This window comes from Gynuella sp. (genome assembly GCF_050297175.1).
Taxonomy (GTDB): domain Bacteria; phylum Pseudomonadota; class Gammaproteobacteria; order Pseudomonadales; family Natronospirillaceae; genus Gynuella.
Genome location: NZ_JBNKSF010000012.1, coordinates 88,864 through 113,949 on the forward strand (window position 1 = coordinate 88,864; position 25,086 = coordinate 113,949).

Below are 25,086 nucleotides of genomic sequence, written 5' to 3' on the forward strand. Positions count from 1 at the left end.
CAAATGCCCGGTCATGCTTCCCGCTCCCGTTCCAGCAGAGTCTGTTTGCGCTCCACTCCCCAGCGATATCCAGATAATCCCCCATCATTGCGAATCACCCGGTGACAGGGAATGGCCACGGCAAGTTTGTTGGCACCACAGGCCTGAGCCACTGCCCGCACGCTTTTGGGGGAACCGATCATCTCGGCAACATCCAGATAACTGGCGGTCTGCCCAGGAGGAATGGACTGCAGTGCCGCCCAGACTTTGCGCTGAAACGCGGTGCCTCGGATGTCCAGCGGCAAGTCCAGAGTCTGGGATGGGTGTTCGATCAGTCCGACCACCTGAGCGACTATCGCTTCGAAACCGGCGTCTCCGCCAACCAGCTCGGCAGCGGGAAATGCATCCTGCAGCTCCTCGATCAGGGCCTGCGGAGATTCTCCCATCTGAATGCTGCAAATCCCTTTCTCGCTCTGGGCTACCAGAATCGACCCCAGCGAGCACTCACCAATTGCAAACCGTATGCGGGTATCGGTGCCCCCTTTTTTGTAGGCTTTAGGTGACATACCGAGAATTCTGTCGGCCTCATCATAAAAACGCCCGCCCGTGTTGTAGCCGGCTGAATACACTGCCGATGTCACGGTGCTCTGTTTACCCAGCTCATCCCTTACCCGCTCGGCCCGCCGCCCGGCGGCATAGCGTCTTGGCGTCAGGCCCACATAGCGTTTGAATACCCGTTGCATGTGGTACTGGCTCCAACCCGCAACTTCTGCCAGCTCCAGAGAGGTAGGAAGTGTCTCAGCACGATCGATATAACGACACAACAGCTCAACGATCCGGGCCTGCTCACTGAGGCCGGAGGTATTTTCCGGACGGCAGCGGCGACAAGCCCGAAACCCGGCTTTTTCGGCCATGGAAGGGGTCGCGTAATATTGAACGTTTTCACGATTGGCCCGCCGTGAAGGACAGGAGGGCCGGCAATAGACACCGGTGGTAATGACACCGTAGACAAACACGTTATCAAAGTCGGGGTCACGGTCAACCACAGCCTGCCAGAGCCGGTCCGTAGAAAGAGTATCAAGCAGCGGGGTAGCTTCAGTCACAATGTTGCACTCGTTCAAAGTATGCGATTGGACCTACTATAGCTCTGGGAGGTTGTCAGACAACCTGATTATTGCTCTTGAATTCGAAAGGATGACGACCCGGCGACAGAATGTCCGCGGGTCAGGAAGTGTAGGTCGCCCATACATCTTTCGGACAACCATTGCAGATGCCTCTTTATCAGCCCATTTTTCTGACCGCAACCGTCAAACGCGACAAACATACCAGTTCACCTTCTTCATCCGTGACACGGATTTCCCAGACCTGAACCGATGAACCGATACGTATTGGTGTGGCGACGCCGGTGACTTCACCACTGCGTTTGGATTTCAAATGGCTGGCGTTCAGCTCCAGGCCAAAGCAGATGTTACTGTCTTCGGTACACATCGAGGCAGCGATACTGCCCAGTGTTTCCGCCAGCGCGGCAGAGGCTCCACCATGAAGAAAACCCATGGGCTGCTTGGTGGCTTCCATGACCGGCATAGTAGCAGTCAGTGTCCGCTCACCGATTTCGGTAATTTTGATCCCCAATGCCACCGAAAGGGTGTTTTGGCTGAACTTGTTTAAATCATCCACAGTTGCATGGCGTTTCCAGATACTCATCAATGTTTTCCTCCTGGGCTGGTGTTAATACGTATGTTCAGACCGGATACAAACCGGTCCGGTCAATTCAGTCAACGAGTTTTGCAGACATCAGCTCGGCAGCCTGTTGCTGTAACTGTGGCCGCCGGGGTTTCAGGCCAGCGTCTGCCGGCAAACAAGCATAGTGCCGGGGTACCAGATAACCCGGCAACCGCTGTTTCAACGTTAGAATCGTCTGTTGCTGCCATTGTGCAGAACACGCCTGAGAGTCCCGCAACTCCACAAAAGCAAATGGCACCTGACCGAATTCCGGGTGCGGCACTGGAACGACCAATGCCCGCTGTACATCTGCCAACTGCTGCAGATGTCGCTCAATTTCCTCCGGCTGGATATTTTTTCCGCCGCTGATAAAACGATTATCTTTACGGCCGGTCACCGTCATATGGTGATCAGACAGCATCACCAGGTCACCGCTATGGAACCAGCCTTCATGATCGCGCGCCGGCTGAATACCCTGCGCTGACCAGTATCCGGCAAACAAACTGCTGCCCCGCACTAACAGCTCTTGTTCCGCCGAAACCTGAACCTCCATTCCTGCCGTCACCACCATCCGGCCATCCGGATTCAGGGTCAGCAGATGTGAGGCAGTCTCGGTCATACCATAAGTCTGCCAGACCGGCAGTTGCCGTTTTCGGGCCTGTTCCAGTAATGGCGCCGGACAGGGTCCGCCACCAAGCCAAACCGCCTTCAATGAGGGACAATCCACCTCATGAACCAGATAACGCTGCAACTGGGTACTGACCATGGAGACATGGGTAATACTCCAGAATCTGAGAACGTCTGGCTGATCTACGGTTCCGCCCATGACCAGTGCGGTGCGTGAGAGCAAGGCTCGCAACACCTGCGCAATACCGCCGATATGGTGCAACGGCAAACTCAGTAATGTCCGGTCAACACCTGACAAAGGAATCATGGTGTTAGCGGCGGCAGCATTGGTCAACAGGCTGTTCAGGGTATGCAATACCAGCTTTGGCTGTCCGGTAGAACCGGATGTGAAAATCCCAAGACAGGGGCAAGAGACATCAACGTTATCCGGCCCTTCAGCCGTTATCGCTTCTACTCCCGACAACTCTGGCAATGACTCACATATTCTGGCCTCAATCTGTTCTGCCAGAGACCGGTAACGCGATGGCGGACTGTCCGGATCAAACGGTATTGCCACACACCCCAAACGAAACAGGGCAAACAGCGCGGCCAGGGTATGCCAATCTTTGACTGCAGGAATCATCACCCGCTCGCTATCCGCTAACCCTGATTCACTGAAGTACTGGCAGTAGTTCTGCACAGACTGTTCAAACCGCAAAAAGGAAACCGTTTCAGACGACATTAAAAGCCACGACAATTGCGGCTGTTGTTGGGCGGCTACCGTAATCGGGCATACATTTACCATGGCACTGGTTCCAGAAACCGGGAAATAAAACCCGATAAAGTCATGGTCGGAAAATATTTCAAAGTATCCAGTCCCTGCGCACCCGACAAATTATATGACTGCACCATACGATAAATCAGCTCCATACCTACCGGACTTTCAAAACTGCTGCTGAGTACATTCTGCACCCCCAATGGCCTGCCATACTGAATCAGCTTATTGGTTTGATCATACCCCAACAGAGTTGGTTTCAAAATAAATGCAGCCAGACCTGAATGATAATCCGGCATTTTCGATACTTGATAAAGACTTTCATCAAGTGCGTATGGAATATCACTGTATTGCGACCAATAGCGATAATCATCACGGTGGTGTAAGGGCTCTTCAAACCATTCAATCGCAGCGTGTTCCGGCATGCGATTGAACTGCGCGAGTTGTTCAAGATTCCAGCTGCCGTTGGCATCCAAGCGGATCCGACCACTGAAGCCCGTGTCGAGCAACTCTTGAACACGGCGAATATCCGTCGCCAGGGATTGTTGCCCGACTTTGATTTTGATGCAATCCGCAGCGTTCTGCGACACCACATCCTGATAGCTCAGCAGCTGACATATCTGCGGTTTCACCGCCCCGGAAATCTGCCAGCTCAGCAACACCGAACGCAACCCAAAATTTACGGCCGGATACCACCCGGGATCAGAGCACTGCTGCAGTGCCGTCATACTGAGTTCAGGCCCGGCACCATACCAGTCACGCAACTGAGTGAGGCACTGGGCCAGAGTCTCCCGACTATAACCCGGCAAAGGCGATACCTCAGTCCAGATAACCCGATCCGCCAATTGCCATTTCAGCAGCAATCCCTGACGATCACTGAGTGTCTGTTCTGACAACACCAGCGGCCGTTGCAGCGGCAGGCGAAAACGAAACAGTTCCAGACCCAGTATGCGGTCACTCATGGCTCAGGGCTGACGCTTGAATTTACTGAAATCCGGTTTGCGCTTTTCCAGATAGGCGTTTTTGCCTTCCTGCCCTTCTTCAGTCATGTAAAACAGCATAGTGGCATTGCCGGCCAGCTCCTGTATGCCAGCCTGACCATCAAGACCGGCATTAAAGGCCGATTTCAAAACCCGCAGGGAAATCGGTGAATGCTGCAACATTTCTTTGGCCCAGCTCACGGTTTCAATTTCCAACTGTTCGAGCGTCACCACAGTATTCACCAAGCCCATATCCAGCGCCTGTTGGGCATCATACTGACGGCACATAAACCAGATTTCCTTGGCTTTTTTGGGGCCGATCAGGCTGGCCATATAGCTGGCGCCAAAACCACCGTCAAAGGAACCGACTTTCGGGCCGGTCTGGCCAAAACGGGCGTTTTCTGCGGCAATCGTGATATCGCAAACCAGATGCAGTACATGGCCGCCACCAATGGAATAACCAGCCACCATGGCAATAACCGGTTTTGGCAGCGAGCGGATTTCTTTTTGCAGGTCCAGCACATTAAGGTGATGAGTACCGCCATCATCCTGATAACCGGAACTGCCACGCACCCGCTGATCCCCGCCGGAACAAAAGGCCATATCACCCTGTCCGGTCAGAATCACCACGCCAATCTGATCGTCAAAACGGGCATCGGATAAGGCCTGGCGGATTTCCATGATGGTTTTAGGCCGGAAAGCATTACGGACTTCGGGCCGGTTAATGGTGATTTTGGCGATGCCTTCGGCCTTGTGATACAGAATATCGTCGTACTGGGCGCCGACGTTCTGCCATTCAAGTGCGGGTTTGATAGAGCTGTTAGCTGGATTGTTCATAGCTATTCCTAATGCGTATTCATGGAGTCGATCAGGTGAGTTAAGGTCGCTGCAAACCATTGCGGATCTTCAAAATGAATATTGTGACCGCAGTGATTGGCGACTCGATGTCGCGCCGCCCCGAGGGTCTGCCCCAGGCGGGTGTATTTGGCGTCGTTTTTACCGGAGAGAAAGAAAAAGGGCAATCTCAGCTGCTGCATCGCAGCGCTGAAATCCGGTTGCCGGGCCACACTCAGAGCCAGTAACTGCCGCGCCACCAGTGTGCCATCGAGAGACTGTTTTGCGGTGATCAGACGTTTGATCTGATCGGCTTGCAAACTGGCAAACACATTCTGGGCATACCAGTCAGACAACACCTGTGACATTGGCTCAGTAGCAAAGCGTTGCGCCCAGGCCTGATCATGAATCCAGCGCTGATGACGCTCTGCCAGACTTTGAGCACCAAAGTTACCGCTTTCCAGGATCAGCCCCTGAAGCCGCTGCGGAGAAACCAGCATCAGATGCTGACACAAGCTCATCGCCAATCGGGCTCCCAGAGAATACCCCAGCAGTACAAAACGGTCCGGCAGCCGATCTGCCTGCTGGCGAAACCAGTGTTGCACGATGTTATGAAAGCTGTCTGTCAGTGGATCTATGGCTATCCGGGGCAATTCCAGGCAATGACACTCAATTGTCGCTGGCAGCGTTGACCGCAGCTCAGAAAAATCACTCGCCCGGCCCAGAAAACCGGGAATCATTACCAACTGTACCGGCTTCATACACAGGCACTGATGGCCGGCAACAGCCGGATCTGTTCGATGAATCCCTTGAGCTGGGTCGTGCCATCATGAATCCGGCATTCGATCAGACGAGAACGTTTTGGGGGACCGCACGCTGTCAGTTGATTTTGTAAAGCCGACACATCTGTCACCTCATGATAATCCAGCCCGAATTGTGCGGCTGCGTGTTGAAATGAAAAACCGTGCGGCATCAAAAACATTTGCTCATACGCCGTCTGCTGACTGGCTGGCAACAGATCGAAAATACCACCGCCATTATTGTTCAGCACGACAATGGTCATTGCCGCAGGCATTCCTGCCAGTAGCGCCAGACTGTTGAGATCATGTAACAGCGCCGTATCCCCCACCAGCAGATAACTGTGCTCGTATGCACTGGTGAGTGCTGCAGCCGTTGCCACCAGACCATCAATGCCACTGGCACCACGACTGCTGTAGACGTGGATATCCTGTGCTGCGAAACGCCCATAACTGTCGAGCATACGAATACTCAGGCTGTTACCGGCCATGATGGCACTGCCTGCCGGCATTTGGCGCATCAACAACCTGGCCACGGAAGCCTCATGCCAGCTGGCGCCCACCAGATCCGGCAATGCGTCGGCCAGTTGTTCATGCTGACGGATCAAGCACTGCAAATGAGGATGTACTGATGGCTGCGGGAGCCATTCAACCACTCGCTGAAACGGAATCGTCTGCTGTCGGGCACGGTGGGTTGGATCCAGCGGTCGGTCATATTCCGATAACAACAGATACTGGGCCTCAGAGTCACACAAATACTGTTCCAGAAACTGGCCAACACGCTTGCTGACCATACGACCACCAAACTGAATCACCAGATCAGGTTGTAATTGCGCCACAAATGCGGGATGGGCCAACAGCAGGTCTCCGTAATGCAGCAAATGTGCTTCGCGACGACCACGAAACTGGCTGGCGATATCAGCGATGACCGGACATTGTAACTGGCTGATCCACGGCAACAACTGCCGATGTTGTGCGGGCGTAAGCTGCCCCAGCAGAATCAGTACCGAACGGCTCGAACGAACGATTTCCAATACGGTCTCATCGGCAGTCTGTGCTGGTATCGGTCGGGATACCTGATTCCACCGTTGCCAGTCCAACGACACGGGTGCCGCCTGCTCATACAGCGGTTCATCAAACTGACAATTCAGCTGTATCGGTCCAGGCAGGGATAACTGTGCATATTGCTGCAAAAACCCGGTGATCTGCTGATTCAACGCCTGACTGTCAGCCGGACAGCTGAGATTGACACTCAGCCGGGCATTGGCGCCAAACATGTGCTTCTGCCGAATGGCCTGATTGGCACCGCATTCGAGCAGCCGGTCAGGCCGGTCTGCCGACAGAATAAATAACGGCACCAGGGTTTCGAATGCCTCCACCACTGCCGGGTGCAGATTGGCAACGGCGGTGCCCGAGGTGGTTATAATGCAAACCGGCTGCTGTTGTACCCTGGCCAGGCCCAGTGCCAGAAATCCCAGCCCCCGTTCATCAAAATGGGTGTGTAGATTCAGGCCATCAAGCTCCCTGCTCAACCGGAACAGGGCCAGTGTCAGTACGGCATTACGACTGCCCGGTGCGACGCAGAAATGTCGCACCCCAAGGTGATACATCAGATGAATCAGGGATTCTGCCCATTGAGAGTTGTGTAGTGTGTGTTGGTACGGCATGTCACTCGTTACTTAACGATTAGCGGTCCGGCCACAGGAACATCGTTCAACAGCATAACTTCTGTCGATAACCTGCCTGAGCCCGGGACAGGGTCAATTGAGGGCTTCGAGAAGGGACTCGATCTTGGCTTCCAGCTCCTGCCATTCGGCATCAGCATCTGACCCGTCAACGATACCGACGCCAGAATAAAGCCATAAATGATTTCTGTCACTGAGCGCCGAACGGATTGCCACTGCAAACTCCGTCTGGCCTGCTCCGATCACACCCACACAGCCGCTATACCAGCCCCGTTGCGTAAGTTCGCAGGCGGAGATGAACGCCTGAGCTTGAACCCGGGGGTGACCGCATACTGCCGGTGTCGGGTGGAGGTGACGATACAATTGATCAGTGGAAATATCGGCTTTCAACACCGCATTGAGCGACTGATAGCGATGCTGGATCCGGTCAAGTTTATAAACGCCTGGTTTCTGGCTGTGATCAATGGACTCGGCCAGAGGCAACAGGCTTTCGCAAATCACATCTGCCACAACGGCGTGTTCACGGGTCAGTTTGTCATCGGTTTTCAATTGCTGTTCGAGGGAAAAATCCTCAGCGTGATTAATCCCGCGCCTCACAGTACCGGCCATAGCTTCAGTGCACAACCGCTGACCATGGCGTTTGAATAAGCGCTCAGGAGAGCATCCCCAAAACACTTTGCCGTGATTTTCGATGGCAAACGCAAAACTACTGGGCAACTGCTGGCGCCAGCGCTTCAGGGTCTGAAAAATATTCGGCGGCGAGCTGAACTGTAATGCCACCTCCCGTGCCAGCACCACTTTATGGAACTCTCCCGCACCGATCTTCTGTAGTGCTTCACCCACCTGTTGATGCCATTGCTGACGATCCACACTTTGGCGGCGGCGGTTAATGGTAGCAGCCCGGGTGACTTTGATTTTGGCTTTGGCAATACTACGACTCAACAGGGTAATCGCTTGTAACTGCTCCTCCCAATGCTGAACATCACGGGCAAACAGGTTCAATGCCAATTGAAAACTATCGTGATCTTCCCGAATTTCCAGCAAGGGCAACAAAAACCGCATGGCGGGGAAGCCCTGCCACTGTCCGGTACCGGTTTCGCCATTATAAGAGCAGCCCCCCATCCACACCGCATCCGTATCGGCGATGATCATTTCCGCTCGCGACAACAACGAGGGCCCATGATGTAAAGCATCGATTTTCAACTCCAGCGCCTGGCCAAATCCAGCGACTGCAGCTGTCTGGTTACGATGGGCAAAATACCCTCGCTCAGCGATGGCGACACTGGACAGCAGCTCCAGCAGATCAATTGCAGGAATGTCACAACTGACTCGTTGCAGACGATTGGCCGTAAAAGGGCGAGCGGAAAGTTCGGCACACAACCGATCAATACTGTGTGCCAATGATTGTGCCGAGGGCAACGTTAAAAAAGAAAGCGCCTGTATGGTCATAAAACCCAACTACTGAAAAAACAAATCGGCAGACTTCCCGGATACAACATCACTCCGGGTTAGCAGGCAGCTAATCTACTGCCCGACGGGATGTTTCCGTCAAAGTCTGTTTACCACCATAGTGTAGCAGCTTAACCATTCTCATCGCTGATATTCATCAAGCTTCTATGCAGACGGTTTCAAAACACTTTTATGTGGAAAAGTCTCACGTATCGTATCGATCCGAAGAGGGATTCTCATATAATCACCGGACTGCCACAGTGACAGCTGATCGACAAAGTTCTCGCTGCCTATCCAACCATCCTGCCCTCCTTGTAATACAAAGTAATTAGCATCCGGATCACTTAAATCACTGATATGACGAGTACAGGAACCGAAGGTAATGGTGTGTGGTCCATAAACCAGAGGATGTCCGGTTTTGTGGACCGTATTGGCACCACCACTGGCCGGGAGATCGGCAAAACGATAGCGTCGCCCTATAAACGGCAGATGATGGAACATGTGCTCTATTCGCAAACGATGCACATTACCCCATTTTCGATAGCGCGTTATCTTCTTCGCCACGACCTTGAGAGCACGATGAATAACGCCCGCAAGATGTGTTGGGTCCACGGCCTGGAGATCTTCTTTCAACAACGAGTGAGTCATCCAGACAGTATGATAATGGCTGCCGGGGCGATGCAGTCCCAGCCGTTTCACCACCTCTGCCAACAACATTTCAAATGCCATGGGTTCGACTCTGCCTGCCTGATAACCTCCATCCCAACCCGTCAATAATGTGAGTACGTGCTGTTGCGCGTCACCCTTCGCTGCACTGAGCGCAGCACGTTGCAAAAATAAATCCCGCAGCGGCAGGACACCCGGCATGGCCACATCAGTCTGACTGGCGCGCAAGTCGTCCATCGACAGTTTTTCCTTGCTGCTGAAGATTTCGGCCAATCGCTGTGAGCGGTCTTTCGGAGAAAAAAAGTAACCAATGGGAAAATCGCTGCCCTCAGGTCGTTCATTGGCAGACGCGACAAATCCCTGTTCCGGGTCCACTCTGACCGGCATAGCGGTGGTATCAGCAATGGAGCCCCAACTGTCTGCGGCACTGGCGGGCAAGATCACATCTTCAGGTGTATCGTTGGGACGACGCGGTAAGTGCGCGGCCAAACAGTGCCCAACCCGCTGTCCTTTGCCTCCGGCAAATACCATGTTAAGGCCGGACACAGCGAACGGCTTCAAAGCCTGATGAAACTCCTCCCAGCTGGTAGCCGTTGCCACAGCCTGCATGGCGGCAATTTCGTCACTTGGGCGATGCCCCTGCCAACGCATGGCGGTAGGCCGGTCAACCTTCATCAACGGTCCATCGGAAACAATCGGGCCAATATCCGTACGTCGTATCCGTAGCCGCCGGGAGCGACTCCAACGAGCCCGGACCGGCTGATATTCTTCGGAAATACGACTATCTGGAAATTCAGAAACATCGAACAAATCACTGCCCTGGGCATGAAGACTGGTGCCCCCCCAGGCGATGTGCTCATTGCGGCCCAACACAAAAAACGGCATGCCCGGCATCATCGCCCCAACCAGATGATAACCCGGTGCTTTGGCACCGACCACAAAACACGGTGATGGCACTCCCATCGGCAGGTGAGGGTCGCTGACAATCGCAGCGTATCCCGATGTCGTGTGACTGCCGGCGATAGCCGATGAGTTACTGCCACTTCGTGTGCGTGCTGCCAGCACGTGTTCACCACCAAACATACCTTCTGCAGCATAGCCTGTTGGTCCATCAGCGTTCACCAGACGAGGCCACAGAGTTTCCCAGGTATGACGTGGTAATTTACGTCGGGCTTTTAACAGCTTCAGCCATACCAACCAACTGATATCGGATGAGTTTACCCGCGCCAGGGTGATCAGATCGGTCAAAGTCCATAACTCTGGTCGAATCCCAAGGATGGCAAACTCATGAGGCAGTTCTGGTGTGTGTTTAATCAGATGATTCAGGCCTTTGACAAAGCTTTCTGCCCATTCCCGGGTCGTGGAGTCCATATTTGCAATAATTTCTGGCACAGCTTTGCCGATATCCAACAGCCGCAGCGACCGGTCAATTTCGAACCCCATTGGCCCGATCATCTCCGCCATCCGGCCATAAGCCAGCCGGCGCATGATTTCAATCTGAGCCAGACGCAGGTGGCCATGTACCAGTCCCAGTGCCACCGCGAGATCCTTTTGGGATTCAGCTTCCACAAATGGCACCTGATATTTGTTCCAGTAAATATTCACCGGCGCCGCCACCGGAAGGTTGTCCGTTGGCAGCATGGCCAGCCGCTGCGCCATGGTCTTTGGTGTGGGACGAGTGAATACTGCCTTGCCGATTACACCGATTCCGACCAGGGCCCCCCATATCTTATCCAGCATTCCAACATTTTCAGCATGCGTCACCGCAGTCTCCCCTTTGAGTCTATTTGCGTGTTTAGTAATCGATTATTCCGGTGTAGAGGTCATGCAGCACTTTTCATTCCAAACAGATATAACTTTTTTGCTGCGAATTTCTTTGACATCTCCAGCCAATCAGACCAGAATTAATTTTAGTCAAAAATTAATAAAAATAAGATCAGGACATACTATGTATCTAGGGTTCGACCTGGGCACTTCAGCCCTTAAAGCCGTACTGATAAATAACTCCGGAGAAGTCATTGACCAGCAAAGCCATGCTTACCCGGTCAGTCAGCCAAAACCTTTATGGAGTGAACAAAACCCGGAAGACTGGTGGCAGGCCATTCAAGCCGTTACCCATCAACTGGGCCGTGCTCACGACCTCAGCAACCTCAGAGCCATGGGGATTGCTGGGCAGATGCACGGCGCAACATTACTCGACAACCATGGTCAGGTACTAAGGCCCTGCATACTATGGAACGATGGTCGCAGTTTCCAGGAATGTGAAGACCTGATGCGGGAGCACGCGGATTTCTGCGAACGCAGCGGCAATCTGGCGATGCCTGGATTTACCGCTCCAAAACTGGTCTGGGTTGCTCGTCATGAGCCGGAAGTATTCAAACAACTGGCAAAAGTACTCCTACCAAAAGACTACCTGGTGTGGCGTTTGACCGGTGTCTATGCCAGTGATATGTCGGATGCTGCCGGCACACTGTGGCTGAATCCCGCCAAACGTGATTGGGATGATCAGCTGCTGGCGGCGACCGGATTGAACCGAACGCACATGCCTGAACTATTTGAGGGCAACCAGATAGTTGGTCATCTGAACGCCGACATTGCCAAAGAACTTGGACTTCCGGAAATTCCGGTGGTCGCCGGTGCTGGAGATAATGCCGCCGGTGCCGTCGGTGTGGGCATCGTCGATGCCGGGGATGCATTTTTGTCGCTAGGAACTTCCGGGGTGTTGTTTGTGGCCAGTTCCGCTCACCACGCCAACCCCGAAAACACCGTTCATGCATTCTGCCACTGTTTGCCAGACCGTTGGCATCAGATGGCAGTTTCTCTGAGTGCCGCGAATTGTCTGTCATGGTTTTCCGGCCTGGTGGACAAAGAGGTTCCCACGCTGTTGCAGGAACTTGAAGACAGCGGTATCGACCAGACCCAGGTCATCTTTCTGCCCTATCTGTCAGGTGAAAGAACCCCCCATAACGACCCCATGGCCAGTGCCTGTTTTTTTGGCGCTACCAATGCCACCACTCGCGCCGAACTGACCCTGGCCATTCTTGAAGGTGTGGCATTCTCCTTTGCCGACGGACGGGATGCCTTATTGTCCGCCGGCACTCTTTTCAAACAGATTTCCCTGATTGGCGGCGGAGCGCGCTCCGGACGTTGGCGTCAGATCATTGCCGACGTGCTGAACCAGCCGCTGGTCTTTCGTGACGGTGGAGAAGTTGGCCCTGGACTCGGGGCCGCCCGGCTTGCACACCTGGCCATAGAGCCTGAACGACTGGAAAGTATTTGTCGGGCACCAGAGGTGCTTGCTCACCATCAACCCGACCCGGAAAAACAACACTATTACCAAAACCGACTGTCGAAATATCGCCAGCTCTATCAAATCACCCAACATTTAAATCGAGAGTGAACCATGAAAACTTATTTTGACGCTATTTCCAAAATCGAATACGAAGGGCCTAAGTCAGACAACCCACTGGCCTTCCGTCATTACGACAAAGACAAGCTTGTCATGGGCAAACGCCTTGAAGAACATTTGCGCTTTGCCGTGTGTTACTGGCATAACTTCTGTTGGGAAGGCAAGGATATTTTCGGCCTCGGTACCGGTACCATGAACCGCCCCTGGCACCAGCCAGGTGACGAAATGGAAATGGCCCGCATGAAGATGGACGTAGCGTTTGACTTCATGGCCAAACTGGGTGCGCCTTACTGGTGCTGGCACGATTACGACATCGCTCCTGAAGGTGCGAGCATCAAGGAATCACGCAATAATTTCGCAGCCATGTTGGATGTAGCCGAACAGAAAATGGCTGAAACCGGGGTAAAACTGCTGTGGGGTACTGCCAACGCATTCTCCAATCCACGCTATATGTGCGGCGCTGCCACCAATCCCAACCCTGAAGTGTTTGCATATGCAGCGTCTCAGGTTCAGAACGCCATGGCTGCCACCCACCGTCTCGGTGGGGAAAACTATGTATTGTGGGGTGGACGCGAAGGTTATCAAAACCTGATGAATACCGATCTGAAACGCGAAAGCGAACAGCTCGGCCGCTTCCTGCAAATGGTGGTTGAATACAAACATGCCATCGGCTTCAAAGGCACTATTCTGCTGGAACCAAAACCACAGGAACCCACCAAACATCAGTACGATTATGATACTGCAACCGTGTTCGGTTTCCTGCAGCGCTTTGGCCTGGAAAAAGAAATCAAGGTCAACATCGAAGTCAACCACGCCACCCTGGCCGGACATAGTTTTCACCATGAAATTGCCACGGCTGCCTCGCTCGGCATTCTGGGCTCTGTCGATGCCAACCGCGGTGACTATCAGAATGGTTGGGATACTGACCAGTTCCCGAACAGCGTGGATGAAATGGTTCTGCCTTGCTATGAAATTATTAAAGCTGGCGGGTTTACCACCGGTGGGTTCAATTTTGACACCAAACTGCGCCGTGAATCGATAGCCCCTGATGATATGTTCCACGGCCACATCGGCGCCATGGACACCCTGGCTCTGGCATACACCAAAGCCGCTGATCTGTACGAAAGCGGAGAACTGCAAAAGGTTATTGAGAACCGTTATGCCGGCTGGAATACAGAACTCGGTGAAAAAATCCTATCAGGTGGCGTCAACCTGAAAGACCTTAGCCAATGGGCTGTGGATAATGACATCGATCCCAAACCACAATCCGGCAAACAGGAATATCTGGAAAATCTGGTCAATCGTTTTATTCATAAATAATTGCTACTCCCCAAAAAAAAAGCCGGTTCAGTGACCGGCTTTTTTATCTTCAAGTATCGTGCTCTGACCCACCCACCTACAACAAACTTTCTCTTCAGTTATCCGTTAAAAAAAATTACATCAACACCGTTTGTTCAATCAGTAATAACGTGCCCACATGGCCGTGGGAATTCCTAGAGTAGACTCGTCGGTTACCTGGGTATTTCCGGTGGGAATATTCAGAAAATTACTGTCCAGGTCCATAAAATCAACCACGATTCCCCCTTCGGTAATTTTCAGCCCGCCCCCTTCTTCACTATTCAAACCGATCACGATGACACCATGGACGTTGGTCATAGCTTTGTCTGTCTTAAAAGTATCTCCAACAATCACACTGCCTTCCAACGACCAGCCGCTAGACGTCATCGAATGGTTTACCATGATTGAGGTGTTGGCAACCGGATAGTTTCTTTCCACCCGATCGCCATCCCATGTACCTTCAAACTGCCAACTGCCCGAACTTTTATCGCACAGATTGGCTGGATAAAAATCGCCACCGCATACGGCATCGGGGGAACTGAAATACGGTGCGTTGATTTGCAAGCCACCTCCTCCTCCTCCCAGCGTTATATCACCGGTTACCAGTATCGTATTCAGCAAAGGCCCCACCTCTCCGCGCTTTGATGCAAGCGTGAAGTTCATCGGCGCTAAATTGCGCTGGTTCGGATTCCCTTTTCCGGCAAACAAAATGACCCCGGGCGGAAAGTGAGCGACACCATCGAACACCCAGCCATCGGTCGAATTGGACTTACTGGTGATACATGACTTGGAGCCCCATTCACATTGGAAAAAAGGCTTGTTGTGAAGGTACGCCGTGTTCATGCCACCCTCTGAACTCAGGTCGATTGTCGCATCGATGCTTTTATCATCAGAAGCCCTTTTGACATTCTGAATTTTCAGCATCGGCTTGTCGGAGTCATCAATATAGAAAATATAGTTCGCCTGAGAAATCAGTGTATTCACATCAAAAGGCGTTGCATCAACATTGCATTCGGGCCATTCAGGTACTCCGGGATCCGTGGTTGTTCGCCCTTGTTCAATATTTTTAAACCGACTGTTGTAATGAGCGGAAAGAGTTTCCCCAGACCTGACCAGGATTTTGCCCGCAATTTTACTGTTACGGGCAAACTCGGGTACGTGGCTCTGGTCATCCTGATGAAATATCAGATTACCACCGGCTTCGAGATAATCGACATACGATTTGTTATTACCAAATGTAATATCTGAATGTACCAGGGTTTCACCAAGCTGCCCCCCTAGTGCAAAGCTGACAGCATTGGCATGGATGAAATCGCTTTTAAAATTTCCGGCGTTTGTGACATTCAGGTTTTTAACCGCTTTGATGGATTTAAAGTTAAAACCACTACCGGCGAATATATTAATGTTTCCTCCCCAGATATCCGCACCCACCAAATTTAATCCTTCCAGGGTAATATCACCATTGCTGGAGTACAGATGACCATTATCCTCAACCCCCCCACCATCGACATGGATATCCCCGGTCGCACAACCTGAGGCTACAGATTCGGTAGCATTGGTAATGTTCAAATTACCATCCACCGCAAAACCATCTATGCTGTCACTGGACAAATAGGTGATACCACCACCAGTAACGTCGGTATCGCCTTTGATCACAATAGGATTACTGATCTCTGTATAGGAAACGTCCCTGATGATTGGAATCTGATAGACCACCTCCAGGTTGCTGTTATGACCGGCACTGGTGCCGTTAACATCAAAACAATACAAATCCCGGCTGGGCTGCGAACAATCGGATTTATACTCAGCCGATGCAATTTTTTTGTTATCGCGGGAAAACACGACATCATCCATGGCCGTCGTTACAGTATCCACTTCAATACCATTCAGATACTGTCCCAGAGCTTCAGCGCCGGTCCAGGCGTTGATTTCAGCCTGAGTCTGACCATGCACGGTCATCTGACTTTTCTGGGATCCCCGCACATAAGACATGGTGCCCAAAGTCACCACAGTTGCAGATATGCCGACCAACAATACAAGCAGTAGTGCGGCTACACCACGTTGATGAAAAATGCTCCCAGAGTTCTTTCTACGGAAGGTTTGTATTCGAACATTCATACTATGCCTCATTGCAACGATGCATCACTAATCTGGAATACGGAAATTAATCAAACACGTCTGCGAACGTTGAGATGCGTTGCTGGCCGCATAACCAACAGCCTGCAGGCTAACGGAGTAAATACCACCCAAACCGCCAAGATTGACCCCGAATGGTCTGCAGTTTGCAGAAGTTAACCGAATCGTCACCTGACTACTGTTTTGAAAGGGGCCATCGGTGACACCCGGTACAGCGATCAAAGAGGGTCCTTTACGCCAGTTACTGGAATCCCAGCTCATTGACTGTCCGGTCAGCTGCCACAAACCGCCAGTGGATGGTGCGTAAATGCCTCTGTAAACATGCGTACCATTGTTATTGGCATGCCATATCAGTGCCTGCCCCACGAGACCTGTTGACCCGGCTGAGTCCAGCGCCACCTTGCTAAGAGCAGAGCCACTGACCGTTCCATCTTCCTGGATACCGGCATCCTTGATTAACAGAAGATCAGAGCCATAGGTTGCGACGTTGACGGAGGGGTCGGATGGCTGATAACCAGCGCCCTGTAGTAATTTGTCTGCTGCCAGCAATCCGATCTGAACCTGACCATCAATAAATGCCCCCATTTTGGTTTCCGCACTGTTACGACCGGAGCTTTGATATAAGGTCAGCATGGCCAGGATGGAAATCAGCGACACCACCAGCGTCACCATCAACTCAATCAGACTAAATCCACTTTGAATACGCAGGACCGATAGCTTCATGAGGGATCCACCGTCACAACACCACCGAACAAAGCATTGTTTTCTGTATCATTGACAGATGCAGAAGGCACACCGACGGTCACCGTTTTGACAATCTTTTTCTCACCACTGGCCGAATTCTGAACCTCAATCGCAACTTGCGGCGTACTGCAGGAACCTGTCACCTCATTCCCGCCAATAGTCAATGACAATGGCGCTTCAGTACCAGCAGCGCATGCACCTGCCTGTATGCTGTTGCGCATTTGCCCTATCGCCAGTCCGAGCACATTCATATCTTTCTGAGCAACAGCCGAACGACCCGATATGTATGCGATACCCAATCCTATTATCATCATGATAACCATCGTGACCAATGCTTCGAGTAGCGTCATACCACGCTGTCCAGGCCTTCCGGATTGCTGGTACTTATTGCAGCGTGCTGGATTCATCACGCCCTCCTGCTGAAGAAATTTTATACGCCAGACAACGACTATCCAGCGCAACTCCGAGGTTGTTCAATTGTAAGGTATCTCCACAGACTGACTCAGTCAGAACCAATGTGACATCAGTATCAATATTGCCCTGCCACACCGTATTTACCGTGCCATAGGCATCACGATAACTGGCGGACAATAACTGTCCGTTTATGGTGAGGCTGGCAACTTCATTATCACCTTTGACACCAAGTGGATTTTTCAACGACAGCGCCCGTGCTGTGGCATAGCCCTCTGCCAGTACATTCTGTGCATGGGCAATGTGAGCATTGGCTACCCAGGCGCGCGTCAATGGTGCTCCCATGATCATCAGGATGGACATGATGGCAATGGCAATCATCAGCTCAACCAGGGAGAAGCCGTGCTCCATCTTCACCATGAGGCAAATCCTCCACAGCCGCTATTGCCGTTGGCGCTGCGGGTATTGTCATTTTTCATGGTCAGTTCACAACCCGCGCTACTGGTACCGGTTACACCCTTGGCCGTTAAAAGATAACTACCACCGGCAGCATCGGTCACCTTCACGGTATAAGAGAAATAATCGCCCTCGGCCGGTTTCCAGGCTGATTGACTGCTATCGCCATTGCCGAGATATGCCAATGTTTGCGGAGTTCCAGAGGTTGGATTGGACAATGCCGGAGTGGCACTGACGTCGGTAGGTTTAATATACTTCAATTGCCGCTGATACATGTTTTCCATGACCAGACTGATGGCAACCAAATCGGCCGCCGCGGCTTTAGCGCGACTCTTTTGTATGTACCGGTTATAACTGGGAATCGCAATAGCGGCCAGAATAGCGACTATGGCAATCACCACCAGAATCTCTATGAGGGTAAAGCCTTTAACCCGATTGCGTCTACTGGACAATCGACCCTCACAAACTGTATTACCAATATCTGATATCACCGCTTCAACTTCATTCATTTTCAGCCTCAAACTATTCAGGCACACTTTGACCAAGGTTCCTGTATTTTTACGTTCATCACGATGTTGTAGAAAAGAACTGCAAAGGGGCCTCTGAAAAATAGCAATAGTTTTGGAAGCACCATTCGCATAACCGCAGTCTACCGGCGTAAATGAGGACGAGAGAGAGTCCGCCTTCGGACGGAGTTGACAACGTCCTGCGCGAAAACGGGCCATTTTTCAGAGGCTCCCTAAGAGCTTGCTGAAACACTGCCATTACTCATGGAATGATCAGCTGACGTTCAACAAAAAGATTCTGATCGTTTTTAGGTTACTACGTGTGACCACCACTGTGACGAAGTTTCATAACACCATACTGAACGAACTTCAGTGTCCATATTCGCTTCCAGCCCTTCAGACAGGCAGTTAATTTACGACACACTCAGACACACTGATGAAAATCAAAAATTGGCCAAAGGCCAAACATGCCATTTACATGACAACAACTATTTGACTTACCCGAACCAAAAATCAACCAGAAAAAAACATACTCGGCATTTTCGATACATTTTGGTCAGAACAAAATAATGCAAATAAAATTTTTTTTCAAACCAAACCCACCAACCTTTGAGAGATATTTTCTACTCGACCCATTCATTCAAAACATGATGAGAGTCGAAAATGCCCTAATACCAAGCAATATTAATAAACCAGAGACAAAAAATAAGACATGACAACCATGTAAACAATCATCCAGAAAAGAGAAATTCGTCACACTAACCAAATTAAACCAATGATTGAAGAAAAACCCTAATGATTATCATGAAAATATAATTGTTAAAAGATATGTTTAAATACACATATGGCAAAAATGATTACTGAGCTAAAAAATAACTTCAAAAATACTCACCATGCCAAGACTCAACACCAGTTTCCTGACCAGAGGCTTCGGCAGAAGTAAGAAAGAAGCATTAGAACATACGGCTGTTTTCGTATCAGACCATCTCTCACTGCCAATATCATCTTTCCAACGATACCACCACAGACGCAAAGCGGATTAAGACCGAACAGCATCAAGAAGCCGAACACTCATAACGGCAGCACACACAATCTGACGGCCATTCGATTTGATTTCATTCATGTTGTGATTAAATGGATAACTTCACTGACAGTGGCGCTTAAATGCCGCTTTCAGAAAACAGACAGTGATCTGTTTGAGGCGATAGCTGCTGGAATTTTCACGGATGGTTTGAGCAAGGATGTACTCATATCAACGACTTTGTGATGGAACAGATCAGTAAAGGAGATAGAGATAATATAGCACCATCAGCCATCGAACGAACCCATCGCTGGTGAGTTCGTTCGAGAGCAAAGAACCGCTACCGGGCGCTCAGACGCCACTGTTGATTACTGCCACCCCAGCAACCCCATTGCTGTAGTCTGGCGCTATTCTCAGTAGACTGGCCGTTGACATCCAGGCACTTGCCACTATCACGGGACACAATCTCAACATAACCATCACCGGTATCGCGTAACTGCCAAGTCTGTCCGGCACCGTCATCCGTACATGCCTGCTGCTGTGCCTGTGTGCCACTCTCATTACCTTCGACTGTCAGGCATTTGCCACTGTGCCAGGCGATCAATCGATGGTATCCATCTCCTGTCGGCTGAATCGCCCATTCCTGATTGGTCCCACCATTACAAGTCCACTGGATAATATCAGCGCCATCCTGCCATGACTGATTGACCACATCCGCGCATTTGCCACTATTTCTGGATATCAGAGTCGTGGTGTCATGAGCAATACCTTCGGCTTTTCCGGTATCAGTGTCGATGGTCAGTTGTGGATACCAATCCATAGCTAATGTGTTATTGGTTGGAAATTTGAGTGGTAACCAGACATACAGAGAATCATTTGGATTACCATCCCACTGTGGTCCCCAGCGATCCCCCATATACAGGTAGGAACTGCCCTGCGTACCACTGATGGTTGTGACATAGGTTGTTTGTGAACCAAAACCATTTGAACTTCCGACGTTTTTCCACCCACTCCAGTTGCCTGCCGGAAACTGAGTGGTTGTGGCGTATTTTTGTTGGTTGGCATTCCAGCCGGAAGCGCCTGATGTAACCATAAAATAAACGCCGTTACGCTCAAAGACCGCAGGCGCTTCCCGATGATTACCTTTAAAGACGTAAACCAGCTCGGCAACGCCAAGGTAATCAGCGGTCAACCGATAGATATGCAGATCAAGGTTAACGTTCGAGGCCGAAACCAGATATCCCGTGCCGTCTTTGTCCACAAATACTGTCTGATCTCGGGAATCATACCCCAGCGGTCGGAAAGATCCCTGATAAACATAATCGCCGTCAACGGTCGGCGAAACCGCGACGGCGACTTCAGCATCACCATAGTCTTCGCCATTTTCCTTATGCGCCCATAACACATAGTGATTATAAGCCGCGTTATAGATGATTTTAGGGCGCTCGATATTGGAAGGTGCCAGTTCCGGACTGGAGTTCGGCGTCAGAATGTCATTCACATGAGTCCAGTGAACCATGTCAGCCGAACGGTACAACGATACAGCACCAAATAGCCAGCCATCCGGACCACGCTGTTCTCCCGCCAGGTAATAGTAACCGTTGGATTTGATCACACCTCCCCCATGGGCATGTACGAGCTCGCCATTCATGGTGGTAAGCTGGGAGGCATTATTGAACGTAACCGGTGCCGCCGATACGGCCGTTGGATAAATGACGGCTACTGACAGCAGTAGAGTATTTGCAACTTTTGCAGGTAAAGACATTACGGTTTTCCTCTTGTTACACGTAAAAATTGCAGAGATACTTCTCTGCAGCCCTGCCTGAAAACATCTATCCCTGGTCTCCAGGCAAATCTCTAATCTGCACCAATACTGTGATAGCCGCGATAAAACAGGTATTAAGAACTGCCATTTGCTGCACTTCCAATTTCGTCCCGTTTTTCGTGTTTGATTGTTTATTCGCAGCCTTGTCTAATTTTTTAAACGATCCCCTGAGCAGGGTTCCATAAAGGCACGATCATCGGCCATTTGTGGCTGCCGATAAAAACCATCCTGATGTTAGATGCAGATAAATTCATATGGTGAGTGATGCAAAATGCCCGTTGTGTGTTTTTATTTTTATCAAGAGGCTGCTATCAATCTGACGGTAGGTGAAGCGTTATTTCTTCAACAAACTGCCATCAACGCTGTCATTCTATAAGCTGTCAAGCACTGGAAATATCCACCTTTTGGTTGATATTCAGATAACAAATTTCTAATAAAGTTACCCTGCATATTTATTTGAAAATATCATTAAATTCAATACCCATCACAACACTTACGATATTGATAACATTCAGGCCAGGTTGCCTGAGCCAATCAACTGACAATATCGGTTGTGGTGTTTTTATGACATTAGTGCACCATTGCCGGACTGCAGAAAAAAATGCTTTTTTGAGTTTTATCTGTAGTCATGGAAAGATTCAAATAACAGACCATCAAGCAGCAACAATGTCCTTACATAACGTCTGTTTTTCACGCTAAAATTCGCGCAAAGCGACTCGAAATCAATATTGAACAGTACCTGTAGAATGGTCTGTGTCGATGGCCGGATAATGTCAATCAATTCACTCGGTTATATCCCACAACGATAACTGATCACCTTCCTGAGGTGGCACTTGAAATCGGCTGCAATCCAACCCGGGAGTTCGCTCAGAACCCAGCCCATGTTTTTTCATGGCAAGATGAAAGCGCTGATTGATCAGATCGGCAAAAATGCCTTCTCCTGTCATCCGCTTACCGAACCGGCTGTCATATAATTTGCCGCCACGCATATCTGCAATACGCTTAAGCACATGCTCTGCGCGATCGGGAAAGTGCTGTTGCAACCATTCACTAAACAGCGGTGCCACCTCGTAGGGCAGACGTAACATAATATAGGCCGCCTGCCGCGCCCCTGCATTTTTAACAGCCGCAATAATGGCTTCCAGTTCATGATCATTGATAAACGGAATGACGGGTGCAATTAACACCGTGACCGGAACACCTGCACCGGTCAGTTCCCGAATCATCTTAAGGCGCATTTCTGCCGAGGCGGTACGAGGTTCCATCGCCCGTTTCAGCCCATTGTCGAGCGTCGTCACACTGACGGCCACAGACACCAGCTGTTGTTCAGCCATGGCCGACAGAATGTCGAGATCACGCAGAATCAACCCGCCTTTGGTCACAATGGATATGGGCTGTCGGTATGCCAACGCCGTTTGCAGTATCCCCCTGGCCAGACACAGCTGTTTTTCCACTGGCTGATAGGCATCAGTATTGATGCCAAGGGCAATCGGCTGGCAATCATAACCTGGCTTACGCAGCTCTTTCGCAAACAACTCAACGGCATTCTCCTTAACGACCAGACGGGTTTCAAAATCAAGACCGGGAGACATATCCAGATAAGCATGTGTTGGCCTGGCAAAGCAGTAGATACAGCCGTGTTCACACCCCCGATAAGGGTTGACCGACAGGTTGAAAGGCACATCGGGAGAACTGTTACGGGTAATCAGGCTTTTGGCTGTTTCGTATGTCAGCCGGGTATCCGGATGCCTGGACAGCTCTTCAACCTCATCCATTTCCGATATCTGCCGGGCAAAGCGACCAGGAATCGTCGAAGCGGTACCTCGTCCTTTAATTGTCGTTAGCGGGAATTTTGTCACCTGACCACCAAATACTGTATATAAAGACAGTATAGTGTCTTTTTTCCAGAGTCCTGGCAAGTGCCTGCACGCGAGGCCGATAAATGCGGGGATAAACTCAACGACGCCAGTATTGTCGAATCATGGCCAGCGACCGGCCGTAGTGGTAACGCACTTGTTCATCACTGTAACGATGTTCTGGCCTCACCGGGCACTGGTTACGGGCCAGACATTGATTCGCACAATCCGAACCCGTTTGAAGACGGAAGCGCGAACAGGTTTCCCAATCAAATTGCCCTTGATCAAGTGCGCCCGCTGGACAACTGCGGATACAGTCCTGCTGCTCGCATGTGCTGCATGGCGATGGCTTCGTTAAGGCCTCGTCAGGTGTTAAAGAGGTATCGGCCAGAATCACCGCCCGATAAGCAAACCAGCTGCCCCAATCTTGGTTAATGCCCACCATAAACGGTGAAGCGTAGTGCCAGCCGGCCAATTCCCCAAGGCGCTGCAATGATACTTGCGTATCACCGGGGTACAGAATTTTATAACTGGCCTGAGGATGATCAGACTGAAAATAGCGGTGTACCAGCTGTATGGAAAAATCATCAATGGGGTCATCAGTTTCCACCGCCATAGCATTAATGACCTGCCACAGGCGCCTGCCACCATGCCCCAATAGCAGCAACTGACGGTAGGGAGCAATCTCTGCCGCCAGTGTTGCGGTCATGGCCTGCGGCAATGCCGACAACTCAAACACATGCTGCAGATTCAACCCCTGATCCGCCAGAAATTCACTAAACACACGTACTCTCCCATAAACATCAGCACACTGGTTGGCCCTGACATTGCTGACCGCCAGAATCACAATCCACCAACCAATTAGTCATCACAACAACAAATATTCAAACCCCAAACGGTTCACTCAACATGATATCCAGACTTCGGGCTTTTGGCGTCAATTATTGATACTCGCGGGATTGGTGACAATCAAATCTCTGCAAGCTCAATCTGCTCCACCAGAAGCACCATCAATCACTCTGCCAAACACATCATTTGTGCACCGGTAATAAAGAATGATCAGAGAAATCTGTTCACGGCGACTTTGTCCAGCCACGCCGATACTCGTTATATCAATAACGCCGTAACAAACACCCCCGACTCTGTTTCGCCTCGACCTTAAAGTCATGTCTGGCGCAGGCGCTCTACTGAGAAGCAAAACTAATGACTTTCGCATTTACTGTGGTGTATCGTCTGATGACAACACAGCCAACCTGACATTGTGGATATCGGATCATAATGAATATTTCTGTCATTCCTTAACATCACGGTGACTGTATGAGTGAGCGGATGCTAAAGAATAGGCACACCAGGTTGATCACTAACGAATCATGTAAAAATCCTATTATGAGTAAATCTTACACCACTTATTATCTTGAAATGCTTTCCCCATCTGAACTGCGCCGCAAGCCAGCCGCAGATGGTCTGCTCTTGCAAGAGATCGTCAAACCTCAATTTCAATTCAATCGCTTCCTGTATCAGCTGGTGGGTGAGCCTTGGCAGTGGACCGATAATCTCACCTGGTCAGACGAACAATGGCAGGCTTACGTTACAAATAATCTGAGAACCTGGGTGGCTTATTACCAGGGTGCTGTTGCCGGTTATTTTGAACTACAGAAACAATCACAAGATACGCAAATCATGTATTTCGGGCTGGCACCGGACTTTGTGGGTCAACGCTTTGGTGGCGATATGCTGTCCCGAGCCATCGAAAATGCCTGGAACTGGAACGATACCAAGCGCGTTTGGGTACATACCTGCACCCTCGATCATCCGCATGCGCTGAACAACTATCTGGCTCGCGGTTTCAGCATTTTTAACGAAACCGTCACACCCCTATAAGCCTATTTCA

At 50.8% G+C, this 25,086-nt stretch carries 20 protein-coding genes; 3 read left to right on the forward strand and 17 right to left on the reverse strand.

What is annotated here, in order from left to right; translation table 11 throughout:
• Positions 1 to 11: 11 nt before the first annotated feature.
• From ada to ACQY6I_RS04745, 9 genes are all read right to left on the reverse strand, one after another.
• A complete protein-coding gene (ada, locus tag ACQY6I_RS04705; protein WP_428240316.1) occupies positions 12 to 1,082 on the reverse strand; it encodes a bifunctional DNA-binding transcriptional regulator/O6-methylguanine-DNA methyltransferase Ada in 1,071 nt (356 codons plus the stop codon).
• A gap of 178 nt (positions 1,083 to 1,260) precedes the next feature.
• Positions 1,261 to 1,683, reverse strand: coding sequence for a hotdog fold thioesterase (locus tag ACQY6I_RS04710; RefSeq protein WP_428240317.1), 423 nt, complete (start codon positions 1,681 to 1,683; stop codon positions 1,261 to 1,263).
• 67 nt (positions 1,684 to 1,750) lie between these two features.
• Complete coding sequence (locus tag ACQY6I_RS04715) at positions 1,751 to 3,112, reverse strand: AMP-binding protein (RefSeq protein WP_428240318.1); 1,362 nt, start codon at positions 3,110 to 3,112, stop codon at positions 1,751 to 1,753.
• Positions 3,106 to 4,044, reverse strand: coding sequence for an o-succinylbenzoate synthase (gene menC / locus ACQY6I_RS04720; RefSeq protein WP_428240319.1), 939 nt, complete (start codon positions 4,042 to 4,044; stop codon positions 3,106 to 3,108). The genes ACQY6I_RS04715 and menC overlap by 7 nt, the downstream gene beginning before the upstream one ends.
• A 3-nt stretch (positions 4,045 to 4,047) precedes the next feature.
• Positions 4,048 to 4,899 (reverse strand): 1,4-dihydroxy-2-naphthoyl-CoA synthase, encoded by an 852-nt coding sequence (gene menB / locus ACQY6I_RS04725; protein WP_428240320.1) that lies wholly within the window; start codon positions 4,897 to 4,899, stop codon positions 4,048 to 4,050.
• Between the two features lie 8 nt (positions 4,900 to 4,907).
• Entirely contained in the window at positions 4,908 to 5,657 is a 750-nt protein-coding gene (locus tag ACQY6I_RS04730) for an alpha/beta fold hydrolase (RefSeq protein ID WP_428240321.1), read from the reverse strand.
• Positions 5,654 to 7,360 (reverse strand): 2-succinyl-5-enolpyruvyl-6-hydroxy-3-cyclohexene-1-carboxylic-acid synthase, encoded by a 1,707-nt coding sequence (menD, locus tag ACQY6I_RS04735; protein WP_428240322.1) that lies wholly within the window; start codon positions 7,358 to 7,360, stop codon positions 5,654 to 5,656. The genes ACQY6I_RS04730 and menD overlap by 4 nt, the downstream gene beginning before the upstream one ends.
• Positions 7,361 to 7,453: 93 nt before the next feature.
• Positions 7,454 to 8,827: an isochorismate synthase gene (locus tag ACQY6I_RS04740; protein ID WP_428240323.1), complete on the reverse strand. Its 1,374-nt coding sequence runs from the start codon at positions 8,825 to 8,827 to the stop codon at positions 7,454 to 7,456.
• Positions 8,828 to 8,992: 165 nt separating this feature from the next.
• Positions 8,993 to 11,257 (reverse strand): penicillin acylase family protein, encoded by a 2,265-nt coding sequence (locus tag ACQY6I_RS04745; protein ID WP_428240324.1) that lies wholly within the window; start codon positions 11,255 to 11,257, stop codon positions 8,993 to 8,995.
• 184 nt (positions 11,258 to 11,441) lie between these two features.
• Between ACQY6I_RS04745 and xylB the strand changes: the two genes are divergently transcribed.
• The gene (gene xylB / locus ACQY6I_RS04750) at positions 11,442 to 12,893 is read left to right on the forward strand and encodes a xylulokinase (protein ID WP_428240325.1); all 1,452 of its coding nucleotides are present in this window, start codon (positions 11,442 to 11,444) and stop codon (positions 12,891 to 12,893) included.
• 3 nt (positions 12,894 to 12,896) lie between these two features.
• Positions 12,897 to 14,222 (forward strand): xylose isomerase, encoded by a 1,326-nt coding sequence (gene xylA, locus ACQY6I_RS04755; protein WP_428240326.1) that lies wholly within the window; start codon positions 12,897 to 12,899, stop codon positions 14,220 to 14,222.
• A gap of 138 nt (positions 14,223 to 14,360) precedes the next feature.
• Here xylA and ACQY6I_RS04760 read toward each other — a convergent pair whose 3' ends face one another.
• The 8 genes from ACQY6I_RS04760 to ACQY6I_RS04795 all read right to left on the reverse strand — a co-directional run bounded on the left by ACQY6I_RS04760 (position 14,361) and on the right by ACQY6I_RS04795 (position 23,979).
• Entirely contained in the window at positions 14,361 to 16,358 is a 1,998-nt protein-coding gene (locus ACQY6I_RS04760) for a hypothetical protein (protein WP_428240327.1), read from the reverse strand.
• Positions 16,359 to 16,385: 27 nt separating this feature from the next.
• On the reverse strand, positions 16,386 to 17,099 hold the full coding sequence (locus tag ACQY6I_RS04765) for a PilW family protein (protein WP_428240328.1): 714 nt from the start codon (positions 17,097 to 17,099) through the stop codon (positions 16,386 to 16,388).
• Complete coding sequence (locus ACQY6I_RS04770) at positions 17,096 to 17,527, reverse strand: PulJ/GspJ family protein (RefSeq protein ID WP_428240329.1); 432 nt, start codon at positions 17,525 to 17,527, stop codon at positions 17,096 to 17,098. The genes ACQY6I_RS04765 and ACQY6I_RS04770 overlap by 4 nt, the downstream gene beginning before the upstream one ends.
• Positions 17,505 to 17,951, reverse strand: a complete 447-nt coding sequence (locus ACQY6I_RS04775) for a pilus assembly FimT family protein (RefSeq protein ID WP_428240330.1) — start codon at positions 17,949 to 17,951, stop codon at positions 17,505 to 17,507. Before ACQY6I_RS04775 ends, ACQY6I_RS04770 begins: the two co-directional genes overlap by 23 nt.
• A complete protein-coding gene (locus tag ACQY6I_RS04780; RefSeq protein WP_428240331.1) occupies positions 17,945 to 18,496 on the reverse strand; it encodes a type IV pilin protein in 552 nt (183 codons plus the stop codon). Before ACQY6I_RS04780 ends, ACQY6I_RS04775 begins: the two co-directional genes overlap by 7 nt.
• A gap of 1,358 nt (positions 18,497 to 19,854) precedes the next feature.
• Positions 19,855 to 21,279 carry an RICIN domain-containing protein gene (locus ACQY6I_RS04785; protein ID WP_428240332.1) on the reverse strand — a complete coding sequence of 475 codons (1,425 nt, stop codon included), beginning with the start codon at positions 21,277 to 21,279 and terminating at the stop codon, positions 19,855 to 19,857.
• An 842-nt stretch (positions 21,280 to 22,121) separates the two neighbouring features.
• Positions 22,122 to 23,198, reverse strand: coding sequence for a PA0069 family radical SAM protein (locus ACQY6I_RS04790; RefSeq protein WP_428240333.1), 1,077 nt, complete (start codon positions 23,196 to 23,198; stop codon positions 22,122 to 22,124).
• A gap of 97 nt (positions 23,199 to 23,295) precedes the next feature.
• A complete protein-coding gene (locus ACQY6I_RS04795) occupies positions 23,296 to 23,979 on the reverse strand; it encodes a hypothetical protein (protein WP_428240334.1) in 684 nt (227 codons plus the stop codon).
• Between the two features lie 602 nt (positions 23,980 to 24,581).
• Here ACQY6I_RS04795 and ACQY6I_RS04800 point away from each other — a divergent pair.
• Entirely contained in the window at positions 24,582 to 25,076 is a 495-nt protein-coding gene (locus ACQY6I_RS04800; RefSeq protein WP_428240335.1) for a GNAT family N-acetyltransferase, read from the forward strand.
• The last annotated feature ends 10 nt before the right edge of the window (positions 25,077 to 25,086 follow it).

Coding starts and splice junctions, on each gene's coding strand:
- ACQY6I_RS04710 (WP_428240317.1), bottom strand. CDS start 1,683: ATGAGTATCTGGAAACGCCATGCAACTGTGGATGATTTAAACAAGTTC.
- ACQY6I_RS04715 (WP_428240318.1), bottom strand. CDS start 3,112: ATGGTAAATGTATGCCCGATTACGGTAGCCGCCCAACAACAGCCGCAA.
- menC (WP_428240319.1), bottom strand. CDS start 4,044: ATGAGTGACCGCATACTGGGTCTGGAACTGTTTCGTTTTCGCCTGCCG.
- menB (WP_428240320.1), bottom strand. CDS start 4,899: ATGAACAATCCAGCTAACAGCTCTATCAAACCCGCACTTGAATGGCAG.
- ACQY6I_RS04730 (WP_428240321.1), bottom strand. CDS start 5,657: ATGAAGCCGGTACAGTTGGTAATGATTCCCGGTTTTCTGGGCCGGGCG.
- menD (WP_428240322.1), bottom strand. CDS start 7,360: ATGCCGTACCAACACACACTACACAACTCTCAATGGGCAGAATCCCTG.
- ACQY6I_RS04740 (WP_428240323.1), bottom strand. CDS start 8,827: ATGACCATACAGGCGCTTTCTTTTTTAACGTTGCCCTCGGCACAATCA.
- xylB (WP_428240325.1), top strand. CDS start 11,442: ATGTATCTAGGGTTCGACCTGGGCACTTCAGCCCTTAAAGCCGTACTG.
- xylA (WP_428240326.1), top strand. CDS start 12,897: ATGAAAACTTATTTTGACGCTATTTCCAAAATCGAATACGAAGGGCCT.
- ACQY6I_RS04760 (WP_428240327.1), bottom strand. CDS start 16,358: ATGAATGTTCGAATACAAACCTTCCGTAGAAAGAACTCTGGGAGCATT.
- ACQY6I_RS04765 (WP_428240328.1), bottom strand. CDS start 17,099: ATGAAGCTATCGGTCCTGCGTATTCAAAGTGGATTTAGTCTGATTGAG.
- ACQY6I_RS04770 (WP_428240329.1), bottom strand. CDS start 17,527: ATGAATCCAGCACGCTGCAATAAGTACCAGCAATCCGGAAGGCCTGGA.
- ACQY6I_RS04775 (WP_428240330.1), bottom strand. CDS start 17,951: ATGGTGAAGATGGAGCACGGCTTCTCCCTGGTTGAGCTGATGATTGCC.
- ACQY6I_RS04780 (WP_428240331.1), bottom strand. CDS start 18,496: ATGAATGAAGTTGAAGCGGTGATATCAGATATTGGTAATACAGTTTGT.
- ACQY6I_RS04785 (WP_428240332.1), bottom strand. CDS start 21,279: ATGTCTTTACCTGCAAAAGTTGCAAATACTCTACTGCTGTCAGTAGCC.
- ACQY6I_RS04800 (WP_428240335.1), top strand. CDS start 24,582: ATGAGTAAATCTTACACCACTTATTATCTTGAAATGCTTTCCCCATCT.